Origin of the sequence: Micromonospora sp. NPDC051300, assembly GCF_044455315.1 — a bacterium.
GTDB classification, from domain to species: Bacteria; Actinomycetota; Actinomycetes; order Mycobacteriales; family Micromonosporaceae; genus Micromonospora; species Micromonospora robiginosa.
In genome coordinates, this window is record NZ_JBITEP010000007.1 from 240505 (window position 1) to 251126 (window position 10622).

A 10622-nucleotide genomic window follows, 5' to 3' on the forward strand; every position below is an offset into this window, starting at 1 on the left:
GCATCGTACTCGTATCTGGTTTTGCTGTGCAGTATCTTGTGTCGACGGATGGTGCGTGGAGGGGGAGGTCCGATGGCCAGTCTCGCGGACGACGCCGCGGTCGAGCGGACCGCGCCCGGTCGCTACCGAGCCAGCCTGGCCGAGGACTGGTCGGTGTGGGGACCCAACGGCGGCTACCTGGCGGCGGTCGCGCTGCGGGCCGCCGGCGACGCCGCCGGCGGACTGCTGCCGGTGAGCCTGAGCTGCCAGTTCCTCGCGCCGGCCCGCTACGGCGAGGCCGAACTCACCGTGGAGCGGGTGCACGGCACCCGCCGCGCTGCCGCGTTCCACGTCACGCTGCGCCAACGCAACCGCACCGTGCTCGCCGCGCACGTGTGGACCGTCGCGGGCGGTCTGGTCGGCCCGGAGCGCCGCTGGATGCCGGCGCCGGAGCTGCCCGGACCCGACGAGCTGCCGGCGCTCGTCGACCTGATGCGCCGCGACGGCCTGCCGGTGCTGCCGATCTGGGAACGCTGCTACGAGGTACGCCTGTCCGGCTGGCCGGCCGGCGGCTGGTCGCCGCAGCGCGACGGCGTGCCGACCGTACGCGGCTGGCTTCGGCTGCACGAGCCGCTGCCGGCCGACGCCGACCCGTGGCTGGCCGCCGCCCGGCTGGTGTTCGCCGTCGACGTGGTGCAGTTCCCGGCCATCGTGCAGGCGTTCGAGCAGACCACGTTCATGGCCCCGAGCATGGACCTCTACGTGGGCTTCCAGGCCGGCGGCGACGCCGGCGAGTGGCTGCTGGTGGAGGGCGAGGCCGCCTCGGCCAACGGCGGCACGCTGGGCGCCCGCGCCCGGGTCTGGTCCGACGGCGGGCATCTGCTGGCCACCGGCGGCCAGCAGATGCTCTACCGGATGGCCAGCCCCGCCTGACCGGCCCGCCCGGTCAGGCGGCGGTCCGGCGGCCGAAGCGGCGCACCGCCACCAGCAGGCAGATCCCGCCCAGCCCGAGCACCCAGGCCAGCGTCTGCAGCACCGGCGCCAGGACCGGCCCGCCCGAGGAGAGCCCGACGAGCGCCTCGGTGGCCACCGAGAACGGGTTGGCCCGCACCAGCGGCTGCACCACCGAGGGGAACGCCGACACCGGCACGAACCCCGAGGAGAAGATGAACAGCAGCGTCGCCGGGCCGGTCAGCGACGGCGGCAACGACTCCTCGTCACCGGGACCCGAGCCGCGCCACAGCGCGATCGCCGCCCACATCGCCCCGAACAGCGCGAGCACCGCGAAGAACCCCACCACGGCCGCCGCGCCCTGCCGGAACCGGAACCCGAGCAGCAGCGCCACCGCGGTGGTCAGCACCCCGATCAGCACGATGCGCAGCACGTCGCCGGCGACCCGCCCGGCCAGCAGCGCCCCCGGCCGCACCGGCATCGCCCGCAGCCGGTCGACCAGCCCGCCCTTGAGGTCGCGCAGGAAACCGACGGCGCTCGCCGGCGACCCGAACGCGGCGGTGGAGAGCACCACAAGCGGCGCGAGCCGCTCCAGGTAGTGCTGGCGGTCGCCGTCGCCGACGATGCGGCCGAAGACCGCGTACTGGGTGAGCAGGAGCAGCACCGGGAACGCGAACGAGTAGATCAACGCCGGCGGGGCGCGGAAGAACCGGCGCAGGTTGCGCCCGGCGAACAGCGACGCCTGGGTGACAGTGCTCATCGGGTCCTCCGGAACGAACGGGCGGCGGCGAGGCCGAACAGCAGGCCCAGCGCCAGCAACCAGGCCAGCGCCGGCCACACCCGCTGGTCGGCGCCCTCGGTGGACAGCGCCCGCAGCGCGTCGACCTGGGCGGAGAACGGCGACACCCGCACCAGCGGCTGCAACCAGCCCGGGAACGCGTCGACCGGCACGAACGCGGTGGACACCGTGGTCAACACCAGATAGGGCAGGGTGAGCGCGGAGTAGGCGTGCTCCGGGTCGCGGGCGCCCAGGCCCAGCGCCGCGCACCCGGCCGCCAGCACGACCGCGAAACCGACCGCCAGCAGCACGAACCCCACCGCGCCGGCCGCGCCCGCGGTGAACCGGAAACCGACCACGACGGCCGCGACGAGGATCACCGCCACCGCGACGGCGGCCCGCGCCGCGTCCACCACCAGCCGGGCGGCCGGCACCACGGCGGCGCCCATCGGCAGCGTCCGGTAGCGGGTGATCAGCCCGCTGCGGGCGTCACCGGCGACCATGTAGCACGCGGACATGGCCACCAGCACGGTGGTCTGCACGACGATCGCCGGCGGCAGGAACTGCTCGTAGGCGATCCCGTAGTCGGACATCAGCCGGTGGAACACCACCATGAAGCCGGCGAAGAACGTCAGCGGGAACACCACGGTCAGGCCGACCGACCGGCCCGCGCGCGCCTGGCGCAGGTTGCGCGCGGCCAGCACGGCGAACTGCCGCGCCGCGCCCGCGGCCGGCGGGCTCGCGACGGTCACCGCCCGGCTCCCGCCACGTCGGGCACGCCGGCGGCCGACCCGGTCAGCGACAGGAACACCTCGTCCAGGGTGGGCCGGCGGACCGTCACGTCGTCGGCCTCCACGCCTGCGGACTCCAGCCGGCGCACCACCTCGGTCAGCGTGCCCGCCCCGGCCGCGACGCGCAGCACGTCGTCGTCCTCGGTCAGCTCCGGGAATGCCTCCCGCAGCCGCGCGGCGGCCGTCTCCCGGGCCCGGGGGTCCTCCACGCGCACCTCGCAGACCGTGCCGCCGAGGCGGCCCTTCAGCTCGTCCGGGGTGCCCTCGGCGACGACCCGGCCGTGGTCGATCAGCAGCACCCGGTCGGCGAGCTGGTCCGCCTCCTCCAGGTACTGCGTGGTCAGCAGCACGGTGGTGCCGTCGGCGCGCAACCGCCGGACCACCTCCCACAACGCCCGCCGGCTGCGCGGGTCGAGGCCGGTGGTCGGCTCGTCGAGGAACAGCACCGGCCGGTCGACCACCAGGCTCGCGGCCAGGTCGGCCCGGCGGCGCAGACCGCCGGAGTAGGTGCGGACCGCCTTGCCGGCCACCTCCCCCAGGTCGAAGCGCTCGACCAGCTCGTCGGCGCGCGCGGCGGCGGCCCGCCGGTCGAGGCCGAGCAGGCGGCCGAACAGCACCAGGTTCTCCCGGCCGGTGAGCAGCTCGTCGAGCGCCGCGAACTGGCCGGTGACGGCGATGCTGCGGCGCACCTGGGCGGCCTGGTCGACCACGTCGAAGCCGGCGACCCGGGCGGCGCCCGAATCCGGTCTGAGCAGTGTGGTGAGACAGTGGATGGTGGTGGTCTTGCCGGCGCCGTTCGGGCCGAGCAGGCCGACCACCTCGCCGGCGGCCACCTCGAATCCGACCCCGTCGACAGCTGTCGTCGCGCCGAACGACCGGCGCAGATCGTGGACCTGGATCATCTGCTCTGACATCGCACCACCCTCACCCCAGGAGTCCCCGGCACCATATCAACGCTCGTATCTTGAAAACCAGATACAAGAACGAACAATTCATCCGTCCACGGCGATGCGTCGGGCCCCGCGACGTCGACGCGAGGAGGCCGCGAACGCGACGCCGGTCCGGTCGACCACACCGGAGCGGACACACTCGACAGCGATGTCCACCCCGGCCGCCACGTCGGCCGCGCCGGCCGCGCCGTGGCAGACCACGCACACCCCGCGTACGCCCAGCAGCGCGCCACCGGCCTCGGCGGCCAGCCCCCGCCGCACCGCCGTGGTCACCCGCCGCTCCCGGTCGCGGGCCAGCGCCCCGATCGGCGAGAACGCCCGTACCGCCGCCAGCGCCAGCCCCACCGTCGCGTCCAGCGTGCGCTCGTACATCTTCAACGCCACGTCACCGGTGAACCCGTCGGTCACCGCCACGTCCACCCGGCCGCCCAGCACGTCGTACGCCTCGATCTGGCCCACGTAGCCGGGCATCGTGGCCAGCAGCAGGTGCGCGTCGCGGCGCACCGGGCCACCCTTGACCGACTCGTGGCCGTTGGACAGCAGCCCGATCCGGGGCCGGTCGACGCCGAGTCGGCAGCGGGCGTACTCGGCGCCGAGCACCGCGAACTCGACGAGCCACTCCGGCTGCGCGGTCGCCGTGGCGCCGATGTCGAGCAGCACGGTCGGCCCGGCGTCCGGCACCGGCAGCACCGTCGCCAGGGCCGGGTTGGTCACCCCCGGCACCCGCCCCAGCCGGGCCGCCGCCGCCAGCACCGCCGCGCCGGTGTTGCCCGGCGTCACCATGGCGTCGACCCGGCCGGCCGCCACCTCCGCCGCGGCGACCAGCAGCGAGGAGCGTCGTTTCGCGTACGTGGCGGCCACCGGATCGTCGGCCATGCCCACCACGTCCGGGGCGTCGAGCAGCCGTACCCCCGGTGGCGGCACGCCCTCGGGCAGCAGCGCCCGGACGCGTTCGCGCGGGCCGACCAGCACCACGTCGGCGCGCGCCGCGGCGGCCAGCGCCCCGGCGACCACCGGTTGCGGCCCGAGGTCCGCGCCCGCGACGTCGACGGCCACCCGGGGCCGCCGGCCAACGGCGCTCACCGCGACGCCCCGGCGGGCGACCGGTCCGCCGGCGGTCCCGGACGCCGCGTCGAACGGTCGGGCGCGGAAGCCGGCGCGCCGGCCGGTGAGCGAGGTGGACCCGGGCGTTCCTGGTCGGCAGGCATCGAGGTCAGCCAGCGCCGCAGCACCGAGCGCGCCGGCGCCCGTTCGCCCGCGAACGCGGCGCGCGGGTCGTCCCTCCCGACCGCCCCGTCCGGGTCGCTGCCCGCCAGGTCGGCGGCGAGGTCGTCGACCTGGGCGGAGAGCACGACACCACGCCAGCCGAGCGCATAGCCGAGCGCCGCCTCGTCGACCTCACCGGCCCGACCCGGCAGGCAGACAAGCGCCCGGGCGCGCGGATCGACCAGCTCGACGGCGGCCAGCAACGCCTCCACCTCGGCGAGGACCGCGGCGGCGGCGAAGCGCCAGGCCTGGTCGGCGGCCCAGCGCCCGCTCTGGCGAGCCCGGGCGACCAGGTCGAACAGCCGCCGCAGCAGCGTCGCCAGCGCACCCACCGCCGGCCGGGCGGTGGTCGTGGCAAGCGTCGCGGCCCGCAACGCCGGGTTCGGCGCGAACGGCCGCACCCGCAACCGGGCGACGTGGACCAGGGGCCGCGGCCCGTTCGCGTACGCCTCGGCGAGCACCCGGTAGCCGTCGTCGCCCCGGGTCGGGCCGGCGGCGAAGCGTTCCAACCGCCACTGCAACTGGTCGAGCAGGATGTGGCTGGTGCCGTCGAAGACGCCGTAGAGCAGCACGTCGCGCACCCGGGCGGCGTAGCCGAACTCCTCCACCAGGGCCCGGGAGCCGAGCACCGTGCGGCCCTCGGTGACGGCCTCCTCGGCGAGTCGGCAGCAGGCGTACTTGGCGACCGCGGTGGCGTGCGCGGCGGCCGGCCCGAGCGTGTTGATGAGGAAGGTCGCCTTGACGGCGGCGGCCGCGACGAGCAGGTCGAGGGCGGTGGCCCGGAACAGGTGCTCCGCGATCGCGCCCAGGTGGACGATCGGCTCGCCGTAGACGTCACGCTCGCGGGCGTAGGCCACCGCCTGGGCGAGCGCTCCGCTGGCGGCGCCCGAGGCCAGCGAGCCGATGCCGCCCCGGGACAGGGCGAGGGTCAACCGCAGGACGGCCGCGCCGTCCCCTGGTGCGCCGACCGGCTGGGCCGGGGTGCCGTCGAGGCGTACGCCGGAGATGTCGGCGGCGGCGGCCGGCAGCGTGCGCCAGGCGGGCAGGGCGTCGACCGAGCCGTCCCGTTCGGCGAGGAACAGCCCCAGGTCCTCGCCGCCGTCGACCCTTGCGAGCGTCACCAGCAGCTCGTGCCGCCGGCCGCCGTTGATCAGGTGCTTCTCGCCGGTCAGCCGCCAGCCGTCGCCGTCGGGCGCCGCGCGGGTCGCGGTGCGGGCCAGGTTGCTGCCGTGCGCCGGCTCGGTGAGCAGCATGGCCGCCGACCCGCCGCCGCCCAGCACGGCGCCGGCGCGGTCGCGCTGGGCCGGAGTGCCGGCGATGTAGAGCGGCAGCAGCGCCAGCGCGTTGACCCCGAGCGTGATCGCCAGGCTGCCGCTGTGTCGCGCCAGGACCGCGTTGAGCGCGTTGACGTGCACGGCGGTGGCGGTGTCCGGGTGGTAGACCGCGGCGACGCCGAGGGACCGCAGCTCGGCCAGCACGTCGTCCGGGGGCGTGCGGGTCGCGTCGGCCTGGGCCAGGCGCCGCCCGGCCTCGGGCCGGTCCAGGTGGCCGGCCAGCGCCGGCAGTGGTGCCAGCCGGTCCAGGGGGAGCGGGCTGAGCCGCCGCCACGCGGGCGCTTCGTCTGGTGTCACCCGGCACCTCACCACCATCCCGACAGCAGATACGAGATACATGCTAGGTGAAAAAGCTACAACCGAGGGATAGCGGAGGCGGCTTCTCCCGCTACGCTCGGCCCATGGCCACGGCTGGACTGCTTCTCGCCGCCGGCGCCGGCCGCCGCTACGGCACACCGAAGGCGCTCCTGGCCCACCGGGGCGGCCTGCTGGTCGAGCACGCCGCGGGGATCCTCGCCGCCGCCGGCTGCGACCCGGTCGTGGTGGTGCTCGGCGCGGCGGCCGACGAGGTACGCGCCCGCGCCCGGCTCCCCCAGGTCGTCCACAACGAGGCGTGGTCGACGGGCATGGGGTCGTCCCTGCGCGCCGGCTTGGCCGCACTCGTGCCCTCCCCCGCCGTGGCGACGGTGGTCACCCTTGTCGACATGCCCGGCCTCACCCCCGCCGCGGTACGCCGGGTGGCGCGCGACGCCACCGCCGGCGCGCTCGTCGTGGCGGGCCACCGCGACGGGCGCCAGGGACATCCGGTGCTGCTCGGCCGCGACCACTGGGCGGGGGCGGCACGGTCGGCGGTCGGTGACCGGGGCGCCCGCGACTACCTGCGCGCCCACCGCGACCTGCTGCGGGTCGTGCCGTGCGCCGACGTGGCCGACGACTCCGACGTGGACCGGCCCGAGCAGGCGGGACTGCTCGATGCGTGAACACCTCACCGACCTGCTGCGATGGTGGGAAACGGGCCGACCGGTGGCCGCCGCGACGGTCACCGGCACCACGGGCAGCGCGCCCCGGCCGGTCGGCGCGACAATGCTTGTCGGCCCGGACGGCGTGGTCCTGGGCAGCGTCTCGGGTGGCTGCGTGGAGGCGGCGGTGCACGCCGAGGCCGAGCAGGTGCGCGACACCGGGTTCGCCCGGGCGCTGCGCTTCGGCGCCGGCCGGGAGGCGGCCACCGGAGTCGGCCTCACCTGCGGCGGCACGATCGATGTCTTCGTCGAACGCCTCGACCGGGTCACCTTCCCCCGACTCGACGACGTGGTGAGCACGGTGCGCGCCGGGCGGCCGGTGGCGGTGCTGACCTGCGTCGCCGGCCCCCGGCACCGACTGGGCCGGCGGATGCTGCTCGGCCCGTGGGGCGTGCACGGCTCGCTCGGCGACGCGCGGCTCGACGCGGCAGCCGTCCGGGACGCGCGGGCGTCGCTGGCCGCCGGCCGCACCGGGGTAGGGCGGCACACCGTCGACGCCGAGGACGTCGCGGTGCTGGTCACCGCGTATTCGCCGCCGCCCCGGATGATCCTGTTCGGCGCGACCGACCACGTCGCGGCGTTGGCCACGGTCGGCGCCCAGCTCGGCTACCGGGTGACCGTCTGCGACGCCCGGCCCGTCTTCGCCACCCGTGACCGGTTTCCCGCGGCCGACGAGGTGGTGGTCGACTGGCCGCACCGCTACCTGGCGGCCGAGGCCGCCGCCGCCCGGGTCGACGGCACGACAGTGCTGGTCGCCATGACCCACGACCCGAAGTTCGAGCTGCCGCTGCTGGAGGTGGCCCTGGCCGGCCCGGCGGCGTACGTCGGGGCGGTCGGGTCCCGCCGCGCGCACGCCGAGCGCGTCGCCCGGTTGCGGGCGGCCGGCGTCGACGAGAACGCGCTGGCCCGGCTGGCCGGTCCGGCCGGCCTGGACCTGGGCGCGAGCACGCCCGCCGAGACCGCGGTCAGCATCGCCGCCGAGGTGATCGCGGTACGCGCCGGCCGGTCCGGCGGGCCGCTCGGGCGCGGCCACGAGCGGATCCACGTGTCACCGGTCGGCTTGTCCGGGGTGCTGACCCGTCCGTGACCCGGACTCCGGGGCCTGTCGCGGCCCGGGCGGACAGACCGTTCGAGAGCGGTATGACCGACAGTCATGTTCCTGCCCAGGAGGCATACCGCTCTTCTCTCACCTGCTTCCCTCGACCGCCGCCCCGGGCCGGTTTCCTTGTCTTGGGCGCCGGGAAGGCTCCGGCATGGCCGAGACATTCGTGAGCGAAGACCTGAAGACGCTGCGGTCGATGGCGCGCGGGGCCGGGATTCCGGAGGCCGAGCGGCTGTCGCACGACGACCTGGTGGAGGTGTTGCGCCGGGCCGGGCTGGCCGACGGCACCCAGGACGACTGGCCCGACCAGCCGATCGAGGACCCGGCGCACCTGGCCGGGCTGCCCCGCAGTTCCCTGCGGCAGGGCGACGAGAGCACCGGGGGTCGCGCCGCCGAGGAGGCGATCGGCGCCCGGCCCGGCGAGTCCGGCACCGAGATCGACGACCGCACCCAGCGCTGAGCCGGTGCACGGGCCGCCCGCCGGCGCGGGCGGCCCGACCCGCCGTACCGTTCTCGTATCCTCGCCGCATGCTGTCACAGGTCACCGGACTGTCCCGACACTTCACCGAGGAGTAGCTGCGGGCCTACCTGCTGGGCAGGTCGGAGCGCTCCCCCACCGGCTGCCTGATCGTGCGCGGTTACGGCGGGCGGCGTGGGGTCCACCAGAAGCTCGCCGGTCGCGCCTGGGCGCACGTCGCCGCGTACGCGGTATTCGTCGGCGACTACCGGCCGGAGCTGGAGGTGCGGCACGCGTGCGGGGTTCCCGACTGCATCGAGCCGGCCCACCTGCGCCAGCTCAGTCACGCCGACAACTGCCGGGAGCGCCGGCAGCGCGCGACGTGTCGCAACGGGCACGACCGGGAGGTCGACCCGGCCACCGGGCGGTTGCGGCGGGTGTGCCGGCACTGCAACAGCGACGCCCAGCGGCGGTGGCGCGAGCGGCGCGCCGCCGAGGTCGCCGCGGCCCGGGCCGGCTACCGGCCCTGAGCGTGCTCAGCGCAGCCCGGCTTCGTGCCGCAGGTGATCGAAGATGAGCTGATCCACGGGTGAGACCCGGTGCCGGTCCGCGTAGGAGAGCCAGGCCATCTCGGCGATCTCGGCCGCCGGTTGCAGGACTCCCCGGTAGTCGGCGGTGTAGCAGCGCATCCGTACCGTGACGCCGTCCGGGTGGCCGTGCGCCTGCGCCTCGAAGGCGCCGACGAACGCGGCACTGCCCGGCTCGACGGTGACGCTCAGCTCCTCCCGGATCTCGCGGACCAGGGTGTCGAGGTCGGTCTCGCCGGCCTCCCGTTTGCCGCCGGGCAGGTAGTAGACGTCCCGGCCGTGCGAGCGGGTGCTGAGGATCGCGCCGTCCTCCACCCGGATCCAGGCGATCTTGTCGATGACGGGCACCGGCAGAGGTTATCCGACGCACGACACCATCCCAGGTGCTTACGCACAATAACTGTCATTATGATGCACACACGGTTTGGGGTTTTTGTCCGCCCTGTTTGCTGGATTGCTGTAACCGGTAATCCGTTAATCGGATCGATAATCGGTTGAGGTGCCTCCCCGGTCGTCCGTAGGTTGCCTGCGACACCGAGGAGAGAGGACACGAGCCGCATGACCCCGCCCGCTCTCCTGATCTGACACGTTCCACCGCTCACCGGTAGCCGACGCGTCCCGTCGGTTCCGCCGGGCTGCCCTGCGCGCCCGGTCATGCGGCGTTCGAGGTCGCGCGTAATCGGCCTCGTGTCAGGTCTAGAGAGATCAGGTCTCGAAACTCATGTCCTCACAACCTCATATCGTGCTGCCCTGGGTCGTCCACCGGACCCGACTGCCGCTGCTGTCGTGGCGGTGCGTGGACTGCCCGTCGGAGTCCGCCACCACAGGCGACGGGCGATTCCGGGTCAACGCCAACGGCAAGCTGCTGGACGTGTGGCTGCTCGTCCGCTGCGTGCGCTGCGACCGGACCAGCAAACTCACCGTGTACGAGCGCACGCCGGTCGGCTCGTTCGATCCGGCCGAACTGCACGGTTACCACGTCAACGACAACCGGCTGGTGGCGCGCACCCTGCTGGATCCCGCGCTGGCCCGGCGCAACCGGTTCGCTCTCGACTGGACGGACGCCTGGCGGCTGGACCCCACGCCGGTGCCGCTCGGCGAGGCGTGGCCGGTCCGGGTGGAGGTGGTCCTCCGCGATCCGATACCGGTACGCCCGGACCGGCTCGTCGCACGCGGACTCGGCCTCAGCCGGTCCGAGGTCGGGCGGCGGGTCAAGTGTGACGTGCCGATGCGGCGGTCGAGAACCGCCGGCTTCGCGTTCACGTTGATGTCCGTGCGGTAGCGGCCACCCGGTCGCGGGGGGGCCCCCCCCCCCCCGCCCCCCCCCCCAAACCCGGGCACCCCCGGCCGCGCCAAAAAACCCCCCCGGGCCGCCCCCCTCGGGCACACACGCGAATTAGCCCCCCGC

General features: G+C 75.1%; 12 protein-coding genes. 6 read left to right on the forward strand and 6 right to left on the reverse strand.

What is annotated here, in order from left to right; all coding sequences use genetic code 11:
- The first annotated feature begins 72 nt into the window (after positions 1-72).
- Positions 73-912 (forward strand): acyl-CoA thioesterase, encoded by an 840-nt coding sequence (locus tag ACIA5A_RS11015; RefSeq protein WP_396759430.1) that lies wholly within the window; start codon positions 73-75, stop codon positions 910-912.
- Between the two features lie 13 nt (positions 913-925).
- Here the strand turns inward: ACIA5A_RS11015 and ACIA5A_RS11020 are convergent, their stop codons facing one another.
- The 5 genes from ACIA5A_RS11020 to ACIA5A_RS11040 all read right to left on the reverse strand — a co-directional run bounded on the left by ACIA5A_RS11020 (position 926) and on the right by ACIA5A_RS11040 (position 6346).
- Positions 926-1690 (reverse strand): ABC transporter permease, encoded by a 765-nt coding sequence (locus ACIA5A_RS11020; protein WP_396759433.1) that lies wholly within the window; start codon positions 1688-1690, stop codon positions 926-928.
- Positions 1687-2460 carry an ABC transporter permease gene (locus ACIA5A_RS11025; RefSeq protein WP_396759436.1) on the reverse strand — a complete coding sequence of 258 codons (774 nt, stop codon included), beginning with the start codon at positions 2458-2460 and terminating at the stop codon, positions 1687-1689. Before ACIA5A_RS11025 ends, ACIA5A_RS11020 begins: the two co-directional genes overlap by 4 nt.
- Positions 2457-3413: an ATP-binding cassette domain-containing protein gene (locus ACIA5A_RS11030; RefSeq protein WP_396759438.1), complete on the reverse strand. Its 957-nt coding sequence runs from the start codon at positions 3411-3413 to the stop codon at positions 2457-2459. The genes ACIA5A_RS11025 and ACIA5A_RS11030 overlap by 4 nt, the downstream gene beginning before the upstream one ends.
- A 78-nt stretch (positions 3414-3491) precedes the next feature.
- Positions 3492-4532 (reverse strand): phosphate acyltransferase PlsX, encoded by a 1041-nt coding sequence (locus ACIA5A_RS11035; RefSeq protein ID WP_396759441.1) that lies wholly within the window; start codon positions 4530-4532, stop codon positions 3492-3494.
- A complete protein-coding gene (locus ACIA5A_RS11040) occupies positions 4529-6346 on the reverse strand; it encodes an acyl-CoA dehydrogenase family protein (protein WP_396759444.1) in 1818 nt (605 codons plus the stop codon). Before ACIA5A_RS11040 ends, ACIA5A_RS11035 begins: the two co-directional genes overlap by 4 nt.
- A gap of 104 nt (positions 6347-6450) precedes the next feature.
- Between ACIA5A_RS11040 and ACIA5A_RS11045 the strand changes: the two genes are divergently transcribed.
- From ACIA5A_RS11045 to ACIA5A_RS11060, 4 genes are all read left to right on the forward strand, one after another.
- The gene (locus ACIA5A_RS11045; protein ID WP_396759446.1) at positions 6451-7029 is read left to right on the forward strand and encodes an NTP transferase domain-containing protein; all 579 of its coding nucleotides are present in this window, start codon (positions 6451-6453) and stop codon (positions 7027-7029) included.
- Positions 7022-8155 carry an XdhC family protein gene (locus tag ACIA5A_RS11050; RefSeq protein WP_396759449.1) on the forward strand — a complete coding sequence of 378 codons (1134 nt, stop codon included), beginning with the start codon at positions 7022-7024 and terminating at the stop codon, positions 8153-8155. Before ACIA5A_RS11045 ends, ACIA5A_RS11050 begins: the two co-directional genes overlap by 8 nt.
- A gap of 166 nt (positions 8156-8321) precedes the next feature.
- Entirely contained in the window at positions 8322-8630 is a 309-nt protein-coding gene (locus ACIA5A_RS11055) for a hypothetical protein (RefSeq protein WP_396759452.1), read from the forward strand.
- Positions 8631-8800: 170 nt separating this feature from the next.
- The gene (locus tag ACIA5A_RS11060; protein WP_396759455.1) at positions 8801-9157 is read left to right on the forward strand and encodes an HNH endonuclease; all 357 of its coding nucleotides are present in this window, start codon (positions 8801-8803) and stop codon (positions 9155-9157) included.
- Between the two features lie 6 nt (positions 9158-9163).
- Here the strand turns inward: ACIA5A_RS11060 and ACIA5A_RS11065 are convergent, their stop codons facing one another.
- The gene (locus ACIA5A_RS11065; protein WP_396759458.1) at positions 9164-9562 is read right to left on the reverse strand and encodes an NUDIX domain-containing protein; all 399 of its coding nucleotides are present in this window, start codon (positions 9560-9562) and stop codon (positions 9164-9166) included.
- Between the two features lie 394 nt (positions 9563-9956).
- Between ACIA5A_RS11065 and ACIA5A_RS11070 the strand changes: the two genes are divergently transcribed.
- A complete protein-coding gene (locus ACIA5A_RS11070) occupies positions 9957-10496 on the forward strand; it encodes a DUF1062 domain-containing protein (protein ID WP_396759461.1) in 540 nt (179 codons plus the stop codon).
- Positions 10497-10622: the final 126 nt, after the last annotated feature.

Coding starts and splice junctions, on each gene's coding strand:
- ACIA5A_RS11050 (WP_396759449.1), top strand. CDS start 7,022: ATGCGTGAACACCTCACCGACCTGCTGCGATGGTGGGAAACGGGCCGA.
- ACIA5A_RS11015 (WP_396759430.1), top strand. CDS start 73: ATGGCCAGTCTCGCGGACGACGCCGCGGTCGAGCGGACCGCGCCCGGT.
- ACIA5A_RS11045 (WP_396759446.1), top strand. CDS start 6,451: ATGGCCACGGCTGGACTGCTTCTCGCCGCCGGCGCCGGCCGCCGCTAC.
- ACIA5A_RS11030 (WP_396759438.1), bottom strand. CDS start 3,413: ATGTCAGAGCAGATGATCCAGGTCCACGATCTGCGCCGGTCGTTCGGC.
- ACIA5A_RS11020 (WP_396759433.1), bottom strand. CDS start 1,690: ATGAGCACTGTCACCCAGGCGTCGCTGTTCGCCGGGCGCAACCTGCGC.
- ACIA5A_RS11055 (WP_396759452.1), top strand. CDS start 8,322: ATGGCCGAGACATTCGTGAGCGAAGACCTGAAGACGCTGCGGTCGATG.